This window comes from Pseudomonas sp. MAG733B, assembly GCF_036884845.1.
Classification (GTDB): Bacteria; Pseudomonadota; Gammaproteobacteria; order Pseudomonadales; family Pseudomonadaceae; genus Aquipseudomonas.
Genome location: NZ_CP145732.1, coordinates 4,186,905 through 4,204,877, shown reverse-complemented (window position 1 = coordinate 4,204,877; position 17,973 = coordinate 4,186,905). Strand labels below are relative to the sequence as shown.

The 17,973-nt window shown below is 57.8% G+C and carries 20 protein-coding genes; 15 read left to right on the top strand and 5 right to left on the bottom strand.

What is annotated here, in order from left to right; translation table 11 throughout:
• Positions 1-54: 54 nt before the first annotated feature.
• Positions 55-396: a hypothetical protein gene (locus V6Z53_RS19205; RefSeq protein WP_338586525.1), complete on the bottom strand. Its 342-nt coding sequence runs from the start codon at positions 394-396 to the stop codon at positions 55-57.
• A 168-nt stretch (positions 397-564) separates the two neighbouring features.
• Here V6Z53_RS19205 and V6Z53_RS19200 point away from each other — a divergent pair, with 168 nt between their 5' ends.
• From V6Z53_RS19200 to V6Z53_RS19180, 5 genes are all read left to right on the top strand, one after another.
• Positions 565-813, top strand: a complete 249-nt coding sequence (locus V6Z53_RS19200; protein WP_338581190.1) for a hypothetical protein — start codon at positions 565-567, stop codon at positions 811-813.
• Between the two features lie 66 nt (positions 814-879).
• Positions 880-1,380 carry a CinA family protein gene (locus tag V6Z53_RS19195; RefSeq protein ID WP_338581189.1) on the top strand — a complete coding sequence of 167 codons (501 nt, stop codon included), beginning with the start codon at positions 880-882 and terminating at the stop codon, positions 1,378-1,380.
• A gap of 6 nt (positions 1,381-1,386) precedes the next feature.
• Complete coding sequence (locus V6Z53_RS19190; protein WP_338581188.1) at positions 1,387-1,905, top strand: hypothetical protein; 519 nt, start codon at positions 1,387-1,389, stop codon at positions 1,903-1,905.
• A 7-nt stretch (positions 1,906-1,912) separates the two neighbouring features.
• Positions 1,913-2,359: a YetF domain-containing protein gene (locus tag V6Z53_RS19185; protein WP_338581187.1), complete on the top strand. Its 447-nt coding sequence runs from the start codon at positions 1,913-1,915 to the stop codon at positions 2,357-2,359.
• Positions 2,360-2,471: 112 nt separating this feature from the next.
• Positions 2,472-3,713 (top strand): zinc-dependent alcohol dehydrogenase, encoded by a 1,242-nt coding sequence (locus V6Z53_RS19180; protein ID WP_338581186.1) that lies wholly within the window; start codon positions 2,472-2,474, stop codon positions 3,711-3,713.
• A gap of 5 nt (positions 3,714-3,718) precedes the next feature.
• Here the strand turns inward: V6Z53_RS19180 and V6Z53_RS19175 are convergent, their stop codons facing one another.
• Positions 3,719-4,276, bottom strand: coding sequence for an ATP-dependent Clp protease proteolytic subunit (locus tag V6Z53_RS19175; RefSeq protein ID WP_338581185.1), 558 nt, complete (start codon positions 4,274-4,276; stop codon positions 3,719-3,721).
• 265 nt (positions 4,277-4,541) lie between these two features.
• Between V6Z53_RS19175 and V6Z53_RS19170 the strand changes: the two genes are divergently transcribed.
• The 8 genes from V6Z53_RS19170 (at position 4,542) to V6Z53_RS19135 (ending at position 12,568) form a co-directional block, all read left to right on the top strand.
• Positions 4,542-4,904 carry a KGG domain-containing protein gene (locus V6Z53_RS19170; protein ID WP_338586524.1) on the top strand — a complete coding sequence of 121 codons (363 nt, stop codon included), beginning with the start codon at positions 4,542-4,544 and terminating at the stop codon, positions 4,902-4,904.
• A 164-nt stretch (positions 4,905-5,068) separates the two neighbouring features.
• The gene (locus V6Z53_RS19165) at positions 5,069-6,445 is read left to right on the top strand and encodes a cytochrome ubiquinol oxidase subunit I (protein WP_338581183.1); all 1,377 of its coding nucleotides are present in this window, start codon (positions 5,069-5,071) and stop codon (positions 6,443-6,445) included.
• Between the two features lie 12 nt (positions 6,446-6,457).
• Positions 6,458-7,459: a cytochrome d ubiquinol oxidase subunit II gene (gene cydB, locus V6Z53_RS19160; protein WP_338581182.1), complete on the top strand. Its 1,002-nt coding sequence runs from the start codon at positions 6,458-6,460 to the stop codon at positions 7,457-7,459.
• Between the two features lie 147 nt (positions 7,460-7,606).
• Positions 7,607-9,394, top strand: coding sequence for a thiamine pyrophosphate-requiring protein (locus V6Z53_RS19155; protein ID WP_338581181.1), 1,788 nt, complete (start codon positions 7,607-7,609; stop codon positions 9,392-9,394).
• 13 nt (positions 9,395-9,407) lie between these two features.
• The gene (locus V6Z53_RS19150) at positions 9,408-10,157 is read left to right on the top strand and encodes a DUF72 domain-containing protein (RefSeq protein WP_338581180.1); all 750 of its coding nucleotides are present in this window, start codon (positions 9,408-9,410) and stop codon (positions 10,155-10,157) included.
• A 25-nt stretch (positions 10,158-10,182) separates the two neighbouring features.
• Positions 10,183-11,211 (top strand): acyl-CoA dehydrogenase, encoded by a 1,029-nt coding sequence (locus V6Z53_RS19145; RefSeq protein WP_338581179.1) that lies wholly within the window; start codon positions 10,183-10,185, stop codon positions 11,209-11,211.
• The gene (locus V6Z53_RS19140) at positions 11,199-11,972 is read left to right on the top strand and encodes a PIG-L family deacetylase (protein WP_338581178.1); all 774 of its coding nucleotides are present in this window, start codon (positions 11,199-11,201) and stop codon (positions 11,970-11,972) included. The genes V6Z53_RS19145 and V6Z53_RS19140 overlap by 13 nt, the downstream gene beginning before the upstream one ends.
• Positions 11,969-12,568 carry an SAM-dependent methyltransferase gene (locus V6Z53_RS19135; protein ID WP_338581177.1) on the top strand — a complete coding sequence of 200 codons (600 nt, stop codon included), beginning with the start codon at positions 11,969-11,971 and terminating at the stop codon, positions 12,566-12,568. Before V6Z53_RS19140 ends, V6Z53_RS19135 begins: the two co-directional genes overlap by 4 nt.
• Here V6Z53_RS19135 and V6Z53_RS19130 read toward each other — a convergent pair whose 3' ends face one another.
• Positions 12,569-13,219: a glycosyltransferase family A protein gene (locus tag V6Z53_RS19130; protein ID WP_338581176.1), complete on the bottom strand. Its 651-nt coding sequence runs from the start codon at positions 13,217-13,219 to the stop codon at positions 12,569-12,571.
• A gap of 315 nt (positions 13,220-13,534) precedes the next feature.
• Here V6Z53_RS19130 and V6Z53_RS19125 point away from each other — a divergent pair, with 315 nt between their 5' ends.
• Positions 13,535-14,191, top strand: coding sequence for a trypsin-like peptidase domain-containing protein (locus V6Z53_RS19125; protein ID WP_338581175.1), 657 nt, complete (start codon positions 13,535-13,537; stop codon positions 14,189-14,191).
• A gap of 43 nt (positions 14,192-14,234) precedes the next feature.
• Here V6Z53_RS19125 and V6Z53_RS19120 read toward each other — a convergent pair whose 3' ends face one another.
• Positions 14,235-15,122, bottom strand: a complete 888-nt coding sequence (locus tag V6Z53_RS19120; protein WP_338581174.1) for a LysR family transcriptional regulator — start codon at positions 15,120-15,122, stop codon at positions 14,235-14,237.
• A gap of 124 nt (positions 15,123-15,246) precedes the next feature.
• Between V6Z53_RS19120 and V6Z53_RS19115 the strand changes: the two genes are divergently transcribed.
• Positions 15,247-16,677 carry an aldehyde dehydrogenase family protein gene (locus tag V6Z53_RS19115; protein ID WP_338581173.1) on the top strand — a complete coding sequence of 477 codons (1,431 nt, stop codon included), beginning with the start codon at positions 15,247-15,249 and terminating at the stop codon, positions 16,675-16,677.
• A gap of 71 nt (positions 16,678-16,748) precedes the next feature.
• Here V6Z53_RS19115 and V6Z53_RS19110 read toward each other — a convergent pair whose 3' ends face one another.
• The gene (locus V6Z53_RS19110) at positions 16,749-17,966 is read right to left on the bottom strand and encodes a fumarylacetoacetate hydrolase family protein (protein WP_338581172.1); all 1,218 of its coding nucleotides are present in this window, start codon (positions 17,964-17,966) and stop codon (positions 16,749-16,751) included.
• Between the last annotated feature and the right edge of the window lie 7 nt (positions 17,967-17,973).

Here is a 17,973-nt window from a genome sequence, read left to right as displayed (position 1 = left end):
ACGAAAAAGCCCTGCATAGTCAGGGCTTTTTCGCATAAAAAAGGTGCTGGTCTGTCACTGCCGGGCAAGATCAGTAGCCGGGGGCTTACTCAACGAGCGGTACCACTGCGCGTAGGGCGTGTTGAGAACTTGTCGCCTGTTGAGGTCTGGGCTGCCATCTTCCCACCAGACAGGGCCTCGCTCTCCTAGCGCGACTTTGGCTTCCTGTATTTGAATCCTGGCCAGTTTTATCTGGTCGGAATCGCCCGTGGCCTTCGCAGCCTTGACCTCACGTCGTGCAGCCATGAGATCGTTTACGAGGCGTTGGCGAACGTCTTCAGTCAGCGATGGATTGGAACAGCGCCACAACTGACCGTTGACGACGAAATAGCGACCATCAGGTGTAGTGGGATTCATGTTGCGATAGAGCATGGACTTTACGCAATGTTCCATCGAGCTGACTGAAAGGCCTTTGGGGCGGTCGATTCTATAGTCGAGCGGAAATTCGGCGACTTCTCGTCAGACGTTGTGAACCTATTCCGAAACCGACTGCTCCACCAAGAAATATCCGGGTGGGCCAATGTGATGAACGCCTTCAAAGACCTGCTGACACCTGCTCAAGAGGTGAGACTGCGTGCCCTTGATGCCTGGCATCGCGCTCTGGAAAACAGACAGTTGCGTATGGACTGTCCTGACGCCTACCACGACGAACTGCTTCGTCAGTCCGACGAGATGGATCGGCTGGGTATCGTTACCTGGACTGAGTGGCGAGATCTGCGAATGGAAGCAGATCAAGCCTATCTGCGTGCAGTCGCCGGAGAGGATTATCACTGAAGCGTTCTCTTGGAATGTTCGGCGTCTTCACCTGTCAATCGAGCAATAACATCGTGAGTTCCGCTCATGTCTATCGCTGAAGATACTGTTGACTACCTGCGCGAAAACGCCTTGTTGCTGACCACTGCCGAGTCCTGCACTGCCGGAAAAATCGTGACGCTATTGTCCGGGATCGAAGGCAGCGGTGAGTTCATCGAGTGCGGTTACGTGGTGTATTCACCGCAGGCCAAGCAACGTGTTTTGCACGTCAATCCGCGCACCATCGAAACCTTCAACCTGACGAGTGTGGAGGTCGCCAGGGAGATGGCGATGGGTGCCCTGCGAGACAGCACCGCCAATGCCGCCATCGCCACAACCGGGATTCTAGGTCCGGAGGATATCGACGGTATTCCCGCAGGCACCATCTGCTTTGCGTGGGCTTTCCAGTCGCGTGGGGAGCGTTGCGTGTTCAGCCATGAGCACCGGTTTTTCGGTACTCGCTGTCAGGTGCAAACGGAAGCAACCGAGTACGCCATGCAATGGCTGCCGCATTTCCATCGCCGCGCGCTCCTTGGCGAGCAAGGTTGAAACGTAATGAACGACGATGCCGAACATCCGGACTTGCACAGTCGTAAATACCCCGTACGCGAGGACATGGCGTACCAGTTGAGGGTCTGGCGCTTTGAGCGCTGCGGGTGGTATCTGCTGGTTTTACTGATGGTATTGGGTTTGATGGGCCTGTTTTCTCGCGGAGTCCTGAGCTCCAGAGATGTTCGCAGCGAGGACGGCAGGGTCAGAGTGGAATACGAGATGTTCCACCGCAACGGCTCGACCAACTCCATGAAAATCAGTGTCAGCGGCTCCCCGGAATCCACTGTCGAGCTGGAACTGGCCGGGGAGATCCTGGAGGGTTTCAGCATCGAGACGCTTCAGCCTGAGCCGGCGCGCACCCGCAGTTCTGCTCAAGGCATTCGGTTATGGGTACAGACCGATACCCAAGGACAGGCGGATTTATTCCTCACTCTGCGAGGGGATGGCCTTGGGTTGTTCCACAGCCGCATCGTTTTGCCCGGCACCAGTGACGTGAAACTCGATCAGTTCATTTTCCCCTAGGTGACCTATGGATTCAGTATTGCGTGCGGCAGCGATGTATATGGCGCTCATGGTGCTGTTCAAGATTGCCGGCCGACGTTCATTGGCCGAGCTGACGACCTTTGACTTTGTCTTGTTGATGATGATTGGCGAGGCAACCCAGCAAGCGTTGCTTGGGGATGATTTTTCGCTGACCAATTCGATGCTGGTGATTGTGACTTTGATCGCCATCGACGTCGGGCTCTCGTTGCTCAAGCAGCGTTCGGGATGGTTATCACGGCTGATTGACGGTGAACCCACGATTATCGTGGAAAACGGCAAGCTCCTGCATCGGCGCCTGCGTCACGCTCGCCTGGTGGAAGCCGACGTCATGGAGGCCGCGCGCTCCAGCCAGGGAATCGAGAAGCTGGAAGAGATCAAGTTCGCGATCATTGAGCGTAACGGCAAGATCTCCATCATTGCGCGAGAAAACTGATCGACAACGGCAACAACCATTGATCAGTTGCCATCAATGGAAAAGGAACCGTTGTTCGCAGGTCATTGCCCTTATTCAAAAGCGATCTCTACGTTAACCGAGGAGTGACGACATGCGAGCAATGACTTACCACGGCGCCCACAAGGTCAGGATTGAAACCGTTCCGGATCCGATCATCGAGCAACCCGACGACATTATTTTGCGTGTCACGGCCACTGCAATTTGCGGTTCCGATCTGCACCTGTATCGCGGCAAGATTCCCACCGTCGAACACGGCGACATTTTCGGCCATGAATTCATGGGCATCGTCGAAGACACCGGGCGTTCGGTGACCCAGGTGCAACGCGGGGATCGCGTCGTCATTCCTTTTGTCATTGCTTGTGGTGACTGTTTCTTTTGCCAGCAGCAACTGTACGCCGCCTGCGAAACCACCAACGACGGACGCGGTGCCAATCTGAACAAGAAATCCATCCCGCCGGGTGCCGCATTATTTGGCTACAGCCGGTTGTATGGAGGCATTCCCGGGGGGCAGGCCGAACTGGTCCGGGTGCCGAAAGCCAACACCGGGCCGTTCAAGGTGCCTGGCACGCTGGCAGACGAAAAGGTGCTTTTTCTATCCGACATTCTGCCTACCGCCTGGCAGGCGGTGATCAATGCGCAGATCGGCAAAGGGTCGAGTCTGGCGATTTTCGGCGCCGGGCCGGTTGGGTTGTTGAGCGCAGCGTGCGCGCGAATGCTCGGCGCCGAACAGATCTTCATGATTGATCACCATGAATACCGACTCGCCTATGCCAGGAAAACCTACGGAGTCATCCCGATCAACTTCGATGACGATGATGATCCGGCTGACTCCTTGATTCGGCAGACACCGGGTATGCGCGGCGTGGACGCGGTGATCGATGCGGTGGGCTTCGAAGCCAAGGGCAGCACGACCGAAACCGTGCTGGCGACGCTGAAACTAGAAGGCAGTAGCGGTAAAGCGTTGCGCCAATGCATTGCCGCTGTAAGGCGCGGTGGCGTGGTGAGTGTGCCGGGGGTCTACGCGGGATTCATCCATGGCTTTCTGTTCGGAGATGCGTTCGATAAAGGGCTGACATTCAAGATGGGCCAGACGCACGTGCAACGGTATCTGCCCGAACTGCTTGAGCATATTGAACTGGGTCATCTGCGTCCTGAGGAAATCATCACTCACAGAATGTCCCTGGAGAACGTCGCCCAAGGCTATGAAATATTCGACAAACGCCAGGAGGACTGCCGCAAGGTCATACTGATTCCCGGCGCGCCAGTGGAACCGTTGACTGAGTCAATTGAACCGGGTGTGGTGTTCGCCGATCGCGGGGTTCCCAGTTTGTAGGCTGATCATCCACCACTGACTTTCCAGTGTTTGACATCGTCGGCGAAGACCATCTGCTTCATCTCGTGGGCAATGCCGTAGGCCAGGGACTCGTGCGCGGCGATCACTTTTTCCTCGGCTGACAGGCAGTGGAAAATATCGAGTTTGGTCGCCGCATCAGCGGTTTCCAGCGAGTAAATCTGGACATAGCGTGCGAGGTCGTTGTCGAGGCTCGACAGGTATTCGCGCAGGCGTTGGTGGTCAACGGATTTCTGGCTGAAATACCAGTTCATCGGGTGAATCAGGAAGCGCGAATGCGGTGAAGTGATGCGGCGTCCCGCAGCCAGAAACATGATGATGCCCATCGACTCGATGTTTCCGGCGTTGATCGCACACAGTGGCACAGGCAACGACTTCAGAAAGGTGTAGAGGGTAAAGCCGAAGTTTGTGCTGCCGCCGGACGTAGACAGGTTCAGCAGCAACGACGTGGCGCCTTGATCGATCGCTTCAAGACAACAATCCCTGAAGCGTTCGGTCGTTGCCTGGTCGATCTGACAGTGAAAGTGCACGATATGCTCGGTCATCGATTGATCTCCGAATTTCGGCGTTTGTAAACCTTCTTTTGAGCTAATGAGTCTAGTAAATATTCACCGTTTTCAGCGAAAAAAACGGCTTGAATCACGCACTCCGACGAACCGCACCGCCAGTCTAAAGCCTTTGTTTTCAATGGAACTAACGATGCGAATCCGCTCGTCGCAAGCTTGATGTTTTTTCCAAACTTTCGATTTTCTGCATCCTCCGAATTACACGGGCGAACGCTCGTACTAACGATGTAAGAGGTGAATGAAAATGGCCAATACAGGAAATAACAATCCCGGCAATTTTTCCAATGACCGAGACAAGGCTTCTGAAGCTGGCAAGAAAGGCGGCCAGGCTTCAGGCGGACAACAATCGCGCGATGCCGATCGTATGTCAGGAGGTGGGCAAGGCAATCGCGGAGGCGAATTTGCTGACGATAAGGAAAACATGAACAAACCTGGGCAAAAAGGTGGTCAGGCATCGGGTGGGCGGCAATCAACCGACGCTGATCAATCCACTGGCGGTGGCCAGGGAACCGGGCGCGGCGGCAATTTTGCCGATGACCGCGACAAGGCTTCTGAAGCGGGGCGTAAGGGAGGCGAACACAGCGACGGAGGAGGCCGTAAATCCTGATGCGGTGTGAGTCTGGTCAAGCCCCGATTTATCTCGGGGCTTGATTGAAATAGGCACAAACTCGATTCGAAGATATTTGCAAAAGCCTGCCTCATGTCGCGTGGCTTGAACATCCGGGCGTTTACGATGTTCTACCGTGACACTGCTCAACACGAGTGACCTTTATGGAAGCTGTCGAGTCGGCGCTTCTGGCTGCGCGTGCCCAGTTCGCGATCACCATCAGTTTTCATATCGTGCTGGCAGCACTCACCATCGGTCTGGCCAATTTTCTCATGGTGCTCGAAGGCCTGTGGCTGTTGCGTGGAAGAAAGATCTACCTGGATGTCTATCGCTACTGGTTGAAAATATTTGCCCTTACCGTAGCGGTGGGCACGGCCTCGGGGCTGATTCTGGAATATCAGTTCGGGCTCAACTGGTCGCGGCTTTCGACCCAGGCCGGAGATATCCTTGGCCCGTTGATGTTCTATGAAGTGCTGGCCGCTTTCTTCCTGGAGGCTGGCTTCCTGGGAATCATGCTGTTCGGGTTGAAGAAAGTAGGCCCGCGCGTGCATTTCTTCGCCACCTGCGCCGTCGCAGCCGGGTCGTTGATAAGTGCTTTCTGGATCCTCTCGGCCAATTCCTGGATGCAGACCCCGGCCGGTTTCTCCATCGGCGCCGATGGCCGTTTTATAGCGCAGGATTGGTGGGCGATTATCTTCAATCCATCGTTTCCGTATCGACTGGTGCACATGACATTGGCGGCGATGCTCGGCACCGCCACGCTGGTGGCCGGAGCCAGTGCATGGCAGTTGCTGAAGGAGCCTGAAAACCCGCGAGCTCGCCTCCAGTACTCCATGGCGCTATGGACAATCCTTGTGCTTGCACCGGCGCAAATTGTCGTCGGGCATTTCCACGCTGAGCACAGCCTCGCCGTGCAGCCGCAGAAGGTGGCCGCAATCGAAGGCTCCTGGACACGTCCGCCAGAAGGAGCGGGCGAGCCGATGCGTCTGTTTGCCGTGCCGGATATGGATGAGCGGCGCAATCACTGGGAATTGGCGATCCCTCGAGTCGGCTCGCTGTATCTGCGCTACAACCTGACGGGCACCATCGCTGCGCTGGATGAATTTGCGCCCCAGGATATCCCGCCCGTGCCGATTGTATTTTTCGCTTTTCGATTCATGGTCGGGCTAGGTCTGCTGATGCTGGGGCAGGGCTTGGTCAGTTGGGTGCTGCGTCGCCGGCAACGGCTGTTCGGTGCTCGCTGGATGATGCGAGGTTGCGTGTTGTTGGCTCCCGCCGGTTTTCTGGCCATGCTCAGTGGCTGGGTGGTGACGGAGGTGGGCCGCCAACCGTTCACGGTTTACGGTTTGTTGCGCACGGCCGACAGTCTGTCCTCGATTTCGCATCGGCAGGTGATTGCATCGACGTGGTCGATCCTCGGCTTTTATCTGTTGATCTTCGGCATCGGGCTTTGGGTGCTTTTACGAATCCTGCGCAAACCTGCGCAGGAGGACGAACCTGGCCCGCAACCCACGCTGGCGGATGAGACCGGCGACTCTTGAGGGGGCGAACCCATGTGGGGCAATGACTGGATAACCCTGCTATCCGCCGCAGCCCTGGCGTTCTCAGTGTTGAACTATGTCCTGCTCGACGGCACGGATCTTGGGGTGGGAGTTCTTCTAGGGTTCACCCGTTGTAGCAAACAACGGCGGGCCATGGCGGTGACCATCTTGCCGATCTGGGACGCCAATGAGACCTGGCTGGTGCTGGGCGGCGGTGGTCTGTTGGCGCTTTTTCCAATGGCCTATGCGATCTTGCTTCCGGCGCTGTATCTGCCATTCATTGTGATGTTTCTGGCTTTGATTGTTCGTGCGGTCGCGCTGGAGTTTCGCGACTATGTGCCTGATCAAACCATCAAGCGTTGTGTTGACGGCTTGCTGATGTGTGCTTCGTTACTCGTCGGCGGAACACAGGGAATTGTCCTCGGTACGCTGGTTCAAGGGCTGCCGAATAACGGCGCGCAATACACCGGGGACGGGCGAGAGTGGATGGGACCGTTTCCACTGTTTTGTGGTGCAGTGCTGGTGGTGGGTTACACATGGCTGGGGGCGTGCTGGCTCTATTGGCGCACTGAGGATGAACTCCAGCAGCGCTCAAAGCGCCAGGCAAAAAGCCTGGCCGTCGTGACCATCGCGCTGCTGGCGGTGTTGGTCGTCTGGACGGCGAAACTGGATGTTCGGTATGCGCAGCGGCTGTCCGACACGTTTGTCTGGATGCCTGGCGCCGCGTTGTTTTTCATCCTGACGGTCGGCTTCATCCTGGGCTGCTGGAGCCGGCGGGATTATCTGCCGTTGTTTGCCGCGCTGGGCATCTTTGTCCTGGCCTTCGCCATGATGATTGCAGCGCTTTTTCCACTGATTGTCCCGCCTAACCTGACCCTGCAAGCCGCTGCCTCCAGTCCCGTCAGTCAGGTATTCATGTTGGTTGGATTTGCCGTATTGATACCGGTGACGCTCATCTACAACACCTATGGATTCAGGGTTTTCAGTGGCAAGGTTCATCCCGTTCGGGACTGAAGGTTGAACGCTGGCCGATCCGGCAGAGGTCGGTTTCAGGCGTTTTTGTTCGAACTTCAAAGTTGGCCTGACTGTCCAGACCTTTACACCTCCCGCTGGCATGTCCCGTCGGGAACGTTTATGGATCGGTTACAGGCGAACAACGACATGACGATGACAGTGGGGGATTTTCTGGTCGAGCGGCTCAGCCAATGGGGCGTGACGAGGATTTTTGGTTATCCGGGGGATGGCATAAACGGGGTGTTCGGCGCCCTGAGCCGAGCGCAGGGGAAAATCGAATTCATCCAGGCCCGGCACGAAGAAATGGCCGCGTTCATGGCGTCGGCGCACGCCAAGTTCACCGGCGAGCTTGGCGTGTGCATCGCCACTTCCGGCCCTGGCGCTTCTCACCTGATCACCGGGCTCTACGATGCGCGGATGGATCACATGCCTGTCTTGGCGATTGTCGGCCAGCAGGCTCGCGCAGCGCTCGGCGGTCACTACCAGCAAGAGCTTGATCTGCTGTCGATGTTCAAGGATGTCGCCGGTGCTTTCGTGCAACAAGCTTCGGTGCCCGCGCAAGTCCGACACCTGGTTGACCGCGCGGTGCGCACCTCGCTTGGCGAGCGTCGCGTCACCGCGATTATCCTGCCCAATGACCTGCAGGACGCCGAGTATGAAGCGCCGGGCAGGGCGCATGGCACGGTGCATTCCGGGGTCGGTTACAGCAAGCCGAAAGTGCTGCCTTATGAAGCGGATTTGCAACGGGCAGCCGAAGTACTCAATGCAGGGGAGAAGGTTGCAATACTGGTCGGCGCCGGTGCCTTGCAGGCAACCGATCAAGTAATCGCGGTAGCGGAAATACTCGGAGCCGGCGTGGCCAAGGCCTTGCTCGGCAAAGCGGCGCTGCCTGACGAACTGCCTTGGGTCACCGGCAGCATCGGGTTGCTCGGCACCGAGCCCAGCTACAAGCTGATGACCGAATGCGACACCTTGCTGATGATCGGTTCCGGATTTCCCTATTCGGAGTTCTTGCCAAAAGAAGGGCAGGCACGCGGGGTGCAGATCGATTTGCAGCCCGACATGCTCAGCTTGCGTTATCCGATGGAAGTGAATCTGGTGGGCGATGCCGGCGAGACGCTCGCGGCGTTACTGCCCTTGCTGGAACACAAGACGTCTCGCAAGTGGCGGAAAAAGGTCGAAGGCTGGCGCAGCAGTTGGGAGAAAACCCTGGAAAAACGCGCGATGGTAAAAGCCTCGCCGATCAATCCCCAGCGGGTGGTTTTCGAGCTTTCACCACGACTTCCGGAGCTGGCGATCATCACCAGCGATTCGGGCTCATGTGCCAATTGGTACGCCCGTGACCTGAAGATCCGTCGCGGCATGAAATGCTCGCTATCGGGTGGGCTGGCCTCGATGGGCGCCGCCGTGCCTTATGCGATTGCCGCTAAGTTTGCCTTCCCGCAACGCGCAGTGATTGCCTTGGTCGGCGATGGTGCGATGCAAATGAGCAATATGGCCGAGCTCATCACCGTGGCCAAATACTGGCGGCAATGGGAAAGCCCCAAATGGATCTGCGCCGTGTTCAATAACGAAGACCTCAATCAGGTGACGTGGGAGCAGCGGGTCATGGAAGGCGATCCAAAGTTTGAAGCCTCGCAAAACATTCCCGACGTCCCGTATCACCTTTTCGCCATTTCCATCGGCTTGAAGGGCATTTTTGTCGAGCGCGAAGAAGACGTTGCGGGTGCCTGGGAACAGGCGTTGGCGTCCGACGTACCCGTGTTGATCGAGTTCAAGACCGATCCGAATGTGCCGCCGCTCCCCCCGCACATCAAGCTTGAGCAAGCGAAAAAGTTCGCCACGACGTTGCTCAGGGGCGATCCGGATGAGGCCGGTGTGATTGTGCAAACCGCCAAGCAGGTATTGGGAGCCGTGTTGCCGCGCAAAAAATAGCGAGGGTCATCCTTTGAGTGATCTGCCGATCTACATTGGCTGCGCAGGCTGGAGTGTGGGGCGCGAACAGGCGGCGGCGTTTCCGGTTGAAGGCACGCATCTGCAACGCTATGGCTCGACATTGAATTGCGTAGAAATCAACAGCTCGTTTTATCGACCGCACCGTCATCAGACTTACGCCCGCTGGGCCGAGTCGGTGCCGCAAATGTTTCGGTTTTGCGTAAAAGTACCCAAGCACATCACCCACGAACTGCGTTTAGTGAACTGTGAACAGCCGCTGGACGAATTCCTCGGTCAATGCTGCGGATTGGGTGAGCGTTTGGGTGGCTTGCTGGTACAGCTACCACCGTCGCTGGTATTTGACGAATCGGTTGCAGAAAGCTTCTTCAGGGTGCTGAAGGCGCAATATTCCGGGGCGGTCATTCTGGAGCCCCGGCACGAATCCTGGGTGGGTGCCGCCCCTTTGCTGATGGAGTATCGGATTACCCAGGCGGCAGTCGATCCGTCACGCATCAGCACCGACTCATTACCGGCCGGAGCACCTGAAGTGCAGTATTGGCGACTGCATGGTTCGCCGCGCATTTACTACAGCGCCTATGACCAACCCTATTTGCAGAACCTTGCGAATCAACTGCGGCTTGTAGCTGCCGAGGGCGTGACCGTCTGGTGCATTTTCGACAATACGGCGAGCGGTGCAGCGCTGCGCAATGCGTTGGAACTGTCGACGTGTCACCTACCTCTGAACATCAAGAACACCCCATAGCAAGTTCAGAACCGGAGAATGGGCCATGAGCAGCTCCGCCATCTTTGAAAATCTGCTGGACACGTTTGCCTCTCGGCCCGCGACTCCCGCGCCGGACAGTGCGCTACAACAGATGATGCAGGAACTCATCGACTGCGGATCAACAGTCCTGCCTATGCCTGGACAAGGTCAAACACTGGAACGATGGGGGATGTTGGCCGCTGTCTCCGCGAGCGATCTGGCCTTGGTCAAACTGTTCGAAGGCCATACCGATGCGCTGGCGATCATGACGGAGCTTGAGCCCGACGCACCCATCGCCGCCGGCGCCTGGGGCACTTGGGCTGCCGAACCGCATTTTGCCCGGGTCAACATCGTTGATCGCCAGGCAGATCAGGTGTACTTGCAGGGGCGCAAAGCCTGGTGTTCCGGTGCGCCCATGCTTGATCGGGCCCTGTTGACCGCGTGGGATGAGCAACATCGACCACAACTGGTCGCGGTGGATTTGCGTCAGTCGGGCATCAGCACTGTGGGTGAAAGTTGGCAGGCAGTTGGCATGGGCAGTACGGCCAGCGTTGATGTCGAGTTCGAAGGTGCGTTGGGTCGATGTGTCGGGTTGCCGGGTCAGTATGTGGGTCGACCCGGTTTTTGGCAGGGCGGCGGGGGCATCGCTGCCTGTTGGTACGGCGCGGCCTGTGCGCTTGCCGGTTATCTTCGGGAACACTGTCGTCAGCCCCATCACGATGCGCATGCCGCCGCTCACCTTGGCGCTGTCGATGCAGCGTTGTGCGCGGCCTCGGCGTCCTTGAGAGAAACCGCAACGTGGATCGATGCCAACCCTCGACGGTCGGCTGAGATACCTGTGCGGCGATTACGTGCCCAAGTGGAAACAACGGTCAACGGCGTGCTTGAGCATGTGGGGCGCGCTCTCGGTGCCACGCCATTTTGTCGTAACGCTCACTTCGCCAGGCTCGCCGCCGATCTGCCGGTGTTCATCCGGCAAAGTCACGCGGAGAAAGATCTTGCGGCGCTCGGTGAACTGATCGCTGCTCATGGCGTTGATGGGTGGATATTGTGAAGTGCGCTGAAGCGGAAAATCTCATCCGTGGCGCGGGTACGACGCTGGCTGAATGGCAGGCCAGCCACTCGCTGGCGTGTGTGCCGACCATAATCCACCAGCAACTGATCCCCACGGGCCATCGCCTGATTGTGATCGCACCTCACCCTGACGATGAAGTCCTTGGCTGCGCAGGCATCCTGGCCGGAATGAGGGGCCGGGAGGCCGATGTGGTGATGCTTGCGGTCACCGATGGCGAAGCCAGTCATCCATGTTCGCAGGAGCGGACACCGTCACGGCTTCGTCAACAGCGTCCGCTGGAAAGCTTGCGCGCCGTCGACTGCTTGGGGCTCGATGCCAATGCCTTGGACTGGCAACGATTGGGTTTCCCGGATAGCGCTGTAGCCGGGCAGGAAGACCAGTTGGTCGAGCAACTATTGGAAGTCATACGCCCGGGAGATCGGCTGATATCGACCTGGCGACTCGATGGACATTGCGATCACGAAGCGACCGGCAGGGCAGCGGCCTTTGCGGCGTCACAGCGCAAAGCCTGTTTGATCGAAGTGCCGATCTGGGCATGGCATTGGGCGCGACCCAATGATCCAAGAATTCCCTGGGCGCGCGCACGCAAGTTAATGCTTGATGCGCCGGTATTAGCGAAAAAGCGCCGCGCTATCAACGCCCATGTCTCTCAGGTCACTACAGATGGCCAAACCCCGGCAGTGCTTGATCAACAAACTATCGAACGACTCTTGCAGCCCTTTGAACTGGTGTTTCTATGAGCATGTCGCCTGACTACTTCCAACAACTGTTCAACGCCAGTGACGACCCTTGGTCTTTCCGTACGCGCTGGTATGAGAAACGCAAACGTGACCTGATGTTGGCCATGCTGCCACGCCAGCGTTATCAGCGTGTTTTCGAACCCGCCTGCGCCAACGGTGAGCTGAGTGCGATGCTGGCCGAGCGCTGTGAGTCGCTGCTGTGTCAGGACCTCAATGACAAGGCCGTGACGCTTTCACAACATCGATTGCGTCAACTCCCCCACGTTCGCGTCGAGCAGGCGAGCATTCCAGAAGACTGGCCCCACGGCCTGTTTGATCTGATCGTATTGAGCGAAGTTGGGTACTTTCTGGATGCCAAGGCGTGGCACCAGGTGATCGAAAAAACATTACTCAGCCTGAGCCCGGAGGGTGGCGTTCTGGCCTGTCATTGGTTGCACCCGATTGACGGGTGTTCACAGGACGGCCGCGACGTTCATTCGGCACTTGCGGAGCGCCTGCACCTGCATCGTCTGGTTCGTCATGAAGAAGCAGATTTTGTCCTGGAATACTGGAGCCGCTCGCCGCATTCGATTGACCTTGCCGAGACCTTCGACTAGTTACAGCGCCAACGACTTCAGGTAATCGCCAAACCCTTCCCGGCAGCGGCAGTTCTTGCGCGCGCTGGTCGTCACCCGATTGCTCGCTGTCCACATGATGCTTGCGCCGCTACGCTCCAGATCGGCCACCAGTTGCACGTCTTCGTGAGCAGGCAGGGACTGAAAGCCTCCAGCCTTGCGATAAGCCGCTGAGGAGACGCCAAGATTTGCGCCATGGATATGCCGGTGTCCGTCAACGGTGTGGTAACTGGCGTGGTAGCGCTCACGCACTCTCTGTGGATGTTCAGACCAGTCGCTGACTTCAACCAGACCGCAAACAGCATCCACGTTGAACCTGATTTGGTCGGCCAGCCACGCATCCGGTACGACGGTGTCGGCATCGGTGAACGCCAGCCAGCGAGCGTCCGCTCCCAACAGGTGCTCGGCTCCGTGCGCCCGGGCTTTTCCGACGTTACGATGCGTGCAGGTCAACGTCATCACGCCGTAGGATTGGGCGATGTGCAACGAAGTGTCCGTGCAGTCGTCGAGAACGATCAGGATTTTTACCTCTTCATTGCCCAGGTCCTGGTGAAAAGCCGCCTCCAGCAGTGACTCGATGCATCTGTTCAACAGCCGCTCTTCATTGTGCACCGGGACAATGACTCCGATCATTTGACGATCTCCATGCTGCCTGCACTTATTACCTGGCTATCCGATGTCGACCGGCGCGCATGACGATTGGTTGCAATGAATGTGGAGGTGGGAATGATGTTTTCTCGGGCGTAGGCGCCGGATATTTGAATCTGTGAAGTTGATCAAAAAGCGATTGGATTTAGTGCGATTTGTTCATACGGGTGATGGCAAACTCAACCATAAGTAAATAAGGTCGAACTAGGGCAAGCGGCGAGGAGTACTGCAACCCGGTAAAAGACAAAATAATGGCAACAAAAAACAGTCGTACTCTCTCTATTAAGTCGGTGATCCATCATGATCAAGATCATGGCCTGCTTTCTAATAGGAGCTTTAACTGCAGGATGCAATGGCTTCGTTAAGCCCGACTTATCGGGACCTGTTAATGATTCATACTTCCTGGTCTATTCAGGCTTTCCTCTGCCTTATGTATACATGGCCTCTGCCGTGCAATGGAACGATGACTACGCCGTCACCATTCGCCATATGCCGTTCATTCCCAACGTCAAATACAGTTGCAGCACAGGCTGCGACCTGGTCTTCATCCAGCACAAGGCCAACGGCCGCTACCCCTCCTGGCGCGCACCGCGTGCGGGCGAAAGCATAACGGCCGTGGGGGTTAGTCCTTACTTGGTGACCACGACCGGGAAAGGCAAGGTTTATCAAACGCCGTTCGTCAACGCCGATGAACACAGCGGTGAGCTCTATGCCATCCATGATGCCCCGCTGATCAAGGGCATGTCGGGCGGGCCGGTCATTACCAGTGACGGCAGTGTCGTCGGCATCAATATCGGTTTCCACTCAACCACGCTGAACGATGTGAGCAACCACTCCGGCATAAATAAGGCTGAGAGGATCAGCATCTTCATTCCTTACTCCATCATTCAGCGCGAGTGGGGGATGTTGCAGGCAAAGCTTGGGGATTCGCGGGGCACGAAGTATGTGGCGAAGTAGTGTTCTGCGATCTGTCGGTTCGGTAGCGCCATGATCGCGGCCGTCACAACGCGTGCGCCAGATCAATAAGCGCGCGTAATCGCGCCGGCACGAAGCGATGTCCCGAGTAATAAAGCCTCAAACCGCCAAACGACGGGCACCACGGCATCAGCACCGGCACCAGGGCGCCGCTGGCCAGTTCTTCCTGGATGAACCACTCGGAAATGAACCCGATGCCAAGGCCCAGCAGTACAGCCTGTTTGATGGCCAGCATCTCGTTGAAGGTGAAGCGCGCCGGCAGATCCATCTGCAACTTCTCACCGTCTCGCTCCAGTTCCCACTGGTACAGGCCACCGTGGGCCATGCGCATGCCGATGCTCTGGTGAGTGAGGAGGTCTCGCGGGTGTTCGGGGATGCCATGGCGTTCGAGATACTCCGGCGTTGCCACCACAAGCATCCGGATGTCATCTGACAGTCTCACGGCAATCATGTCTTGCGGCACGGACTCTGCCAGGCGAATTCCGGCATCGAAGCCTGCGGCGACGATGTCGACCATGTTTGATTCGCTGACGATGTCGATGCGCACCTTGGGATAGCGCTCGGCGTACTGCTTGAACAGCGGTTCCAGCAGCAAGTAGGCCGCGCCATGCGGTGCATTGATGCGCAGGGTGCCGCTGGGTTCGTCGAGGCCGACGCTGGCCTCTTCGCCGGCACTGTTGATCTGCGCCAACGCAGGGGCGATGCGCTCCACATAGCGTTGCCCGATGTCGGTGAGGGCTACGCTGCGCGTGGAGCGATTGAACAGGCGCACCTTCAGGCGCGCTTCCAGCCCGGCCACCGCGCTGCTCACAGCGGTAGTGGACATGCCCAATTCCTGTGCCGCGCCGCGAAAACTGTTGCGGCGCGCAACGGCCAGCACCACTTCCAGCTCGGTCATTCCTGTTCTGTGCATGGATTGTCCTGAAAATAAGGATGCGTCATGCGCAAAAGGATAGCTTATCGGAACAATCAGCCCCCCATAGACTTCGCTGCATACAGGCTCGATTCAGGCCAGTCGTTTTCAACGAGGAGGCGCCATGCAGCGCATTGATCACATCTACATCAACGGCGAATTTGTCATCCCGCACGGTCAGGAATGGTTCGACCTCCACAACCCGAGCACCGAAGCCGTCATCGGTCAGGTTCGGCTGGGCGATGCACTGGATGCACAGCGTGCCATCGCAGCCGCCAAGGCTGCGTTCCCGGCCTGGTCTCGTACCCGTCGGGAGGAGCGTATCGCGGCACTGCAACGGATGCACCGGGCCGTGGCGGCTAAGGAGGAGGAACTGCTGGAAGCCATTCTCGTGGAATACGGCGCGCCTTCGGTTCGCGGACGCTGGATGGCGGCTTACCCGGCGGATGTGATTGCGCAAGCGATCGATGCATTACAGGCGTTCGATTTTGAGGAACAGGTCGGCATGGCCAGGGTCATTCTCACGCCCGTGGGCGTGACTGGTCTGATCACGCCCTGGAACAGCAATGCGGGCTTCATCTGCAACAAGCTGGCCACCGCGCTGGCGGCAGGTTGCACCGCCGTCATCAAGCCCAGCGAGATGAGCGCGTTGCAGACGCAGATCGTGGTCAGTGCATTGCACGAAGCGGGGCTGCCGCCGGGTGTATTCAATGTCGTCAACGGACGGGGCGATGTGGTTGGCGAGGAAATCGCCCGCCATCCCGATGTTGCCAAGATCTCATTCACAGGGTCGTCCGCAGTCGGGCAGCATCTGGTCAAGGCCGGTGCAGACACCATGAAGCGCGTAACGCTCGAACTGGGCGGCAAGTCGCCCACTGTGGTGCTGGACGATGCGGATTTCCAGGCGGTCATGCCCTTGGTCCTGCAAGCCGGATTCCTCAACAGCGGCCAGGCTTGCGTCGCGGGCACTCGCATCCTTGTACCGCGCAGGCGGCTGGCAGAGTTCGAGCGGATTGCGAAGGAGGGCGTCTCACAGTTTCAATCGGGCGATCCGCGCAACGCCAACACCGACATCGGCCCGATGGTGAGCCAGAAACAATGGGAGCGGGTGCAGCGCTACATCCGCATCGGCCAGGAAGAAGGCGCGAGGTTGCTGGCGGGTGGCGAAGGTCGTCCGGAAGGCTTGCATGCCGGCTGGTTCGTCAAGCCCACGATCTTCACCGATGCCAACAACCGGATGCGCATCGCGCGGGAGGAAATCTTCGGCCCCGTGCTGACCATCATCCCCTACGAGGATGACGCTGATGCGATCAGCATTGCCAACGATACGGACTATGGGCTGAGCGCCCTGGTGCTGGGGAAAAGTCCCGAACGCTGTGTGGATGTCGCACGGCAGATCGATTCGGGACGAGTGCTCATCAACACGTTGGCCCACGAACCGCGTGCTCCCTTCGGTGGCTTCAAGCATTCAGGCCTTGGACGCGAAATGGGCAAATGGGGGATGAGCGCGTATCTGGAGCCGAAAACATTGATCACGAATGATCTGTTGAAATGACCGTGTGGGATTAGAAAGCAGATCGACCGCAGGAAACGGTTGATCTGCGCCCATGGAAGTTGTCGTTTTGGCTACCGTGGCTTGATCGCGGCAGAAACCAACCCACGGCCTTGCAAGTTGTCGAGCAGGGCGAGATAACCCATTTGCCAGGCCGGAGCGCGATCGCTTGTTGTCACCCGGTTGACCAGCGTGCCGAACTTGGCGCTGCTGATGGCTACCATGTCACCCTTTTTATGGGTAAAGCCTCCGCCGGGCAGATCGCGATCTTGCTTGGGCGCAAACAGGGTGCCGAGAAACAGCACAAAACCATCCGGGTACTGATGGTTCTCGTTAAGCGTTTGAGCGACCAGATCCAACGGGTCGCGGCTGATCTGGTTCATGGAGCTGCTGCCATCCATGATGAAACCATCCTCGCCGACGACACGCAGTGCGACTTCTGCTGCGCGTACATCCTCGATGCCGAAGGTTTCATCGAACAGCCGGATAAATGGCCCAAGCGCGGTCGACGCATTGTTGTCTTTGGCTTTGGAAAGCAACAACGCACTGCGCCCTTCGAAATCGCGAAGGTTTACGTCATTACCCAGCGTTGCGCCCTGTACCTTGCCGCGGCTGGAAACAGCCAGTACCACTTCAGGCTCAGGATTGTTCCAGCTGGATTTCGGGTGAATGCCGATGTCTGATCCGTAGCCCACCGCTGACAGCGGCTGAGCTTTGGTGAAGATCTCGGCATCCGGACCAATCCCCACTTCGAGGTACTGCGACCACATGCCTTGGCTTATCAGCACTTCCTTGAGCGCGGCGGCTTGGGAAGAGCCCGGCACGATTTGCCCGAGGTCAGCACCGATGCTCTCTACCAGGGTTGCGCGAATGCTATCGGCCTTGGCCGGGTCGCCCTTGGCCTGCTCTTCGACCACTCGCTCAAGCATGCTGGTGGCGAAGGTAACCCCGGCAGCTTTCACGGCTTGCAAGTCGATCGGAGCCAACAACCACGGCCGTGTTTCGTCGCGCGCGGATACATCACTGTTGATGAGCAGAGCGTCAAGACTGATCACCGGCTCTTTCAACGGCAAGCTGCGCAGGTAAGCAACGGGATCATCAAGCTCAAGCAACGCCGAAACGGTCGCCACTCGGGCACTGATGTCATGAACCTGCCCGTCTTTGAGCAGCACGACGGCGGGTCCTGCACTGGCGCCAGGAATCCAGGCGCGACTGATCCACGTGCCTTGAGCGAGGTCTTGGGCGGGAGCGTTGAGATCCGACAATGACGTTACAGCGGATGTTTGGGACATGGGCGTT

Excerpts from the sequence above, each read along its gene's own strand:
- V6Z53_RS19125 (WP_338581175.1), top strand. The coding sequence starts at position 13,535 with ATGATCAAGATCATGGCCTGCTTTCTAATAGGAGCTTTAACTGCAGGA.
- V6Z53_RS19195 (WP_338581189.1), top strand. The coding sequence starts at position 880 with ATGTCTATCGCTGAAGATACTGTTGACTACCTGCGCGAAAACGCCTTG.
- V6Z53_RS19135 (WP_338581177.1), top strand. The coding sequence starts at position 11,969 with ATGAGCATGTCGCCTGACTACTTCCAACAACTGTTCAACGCCAGTGAC.
- V6Z53_RS19180 (WP_338581186.1), top strand. The coding sequence starts at position 2,472 with ATGCGAGCAATGACTTACCACGGCGCCCACAAGGTCAGGATTGAAACC.
- V6Z53_RS19120 (WP_338581174.1), bottom strand. The coding sequence starts at position 15,122 with ATGCACAGAACAGGAATGACCGAGCTGGAAGTGGTGCTGGCCGTTGCG.
- V6Z53_RS19110 (WP_338581172.1), bottom strand. The coding sequence starts at position 17,966 with ATGTCCCAAACATCCGCTGTAACGTCATTGTCGGATCTCAACGCTCCC.
- V6Z53_RS19145 (WP_338581179.1), top strand. The coding sequence starts at position 10,183 with ATGAGCAGCTCCGCCATCTTTGAAAATCTGCTGGACACGTTTGCCTCT.
- V6Z53_RS19165 (WP_338581183.1), top strand. The coding sequence starts at position 5,069 with ATGGAAGCTGTCGAGTCGGCGCTTCTGGCTGCGCGTGCCCAGTTCGCG.
- V6Z53_RS19130 (WP_338581176.1), bottom strand. The coding sequence starts at position 13,219 with ATGATCGGAGTCATTGTCCCGGTGCACAATGAAGAGCGGCTGTTGAAC.
- V6Z53_RS19115 (WP_338581173.1), top strand. The coding sequence starts at position 15,247 with ATGCAGCGCATTGATCACATCTACATCAACGGCGAATTTGTCATCCCG.
- V6Z53_RS19205 (WP_338586525.1), bottom strand. The coding sequence starts at position 396 with ATGAATCCCACTACACCTGATGGTCGCTATTTCGTCGTCAACGGTCAG.
- cydB (WP_338581182.1), top strand. The coding sequence starts at position 6,458 with ATGTGGGGCAATGACTGGATAACCCTGCTATCCGCCGCAGCCCTGGCG.
- V6Z53_RS19185 (WP_338581187.1), top strand. The coding sequence starts at position 1,913 with ATGGATTCAGTATTGCGTGCGGCAGCGATGTATATGGCGCTCATGGTG.
- V6Z53_RS19200 (WP_338581190.1), top strand. The coding sequence starts at position 565 with ATGAACGCCTTCAAAGACCTGCTGACACCTGCTCAAGAGGTGAGACTG.
- V6Z53_RS19175 (WP_338581185.1), bottom strand. The coding sequence starts at position 4,276 with ATGACCGAGCATATCGTGCACTTTCACTGTCAGATCGACCAGGCAACG.
- V6Z53_RS19155 (WP_338581181.1), top strand. The coding sequence starts at position 7,607 with ATGACGATGACAGTGGGGGATTTTCTGGTCGAGCGGCTCAGCCAATGG.
- V6Z53_RS19170 (WP_338586524.1), top strand. The coding sequence starts at position 4,542 with ATGGCCAATACAGGAAATAACAATCCCGGCAATTTTTCCAATGACCGA.
- V6Z53_RS19190 (WP_338581188.1), top strand. The coding sequence starts at position 1,387 with ATGAACGACGATGCCGAACATCCGGACTTGCACAGTCGTAAATACCCC.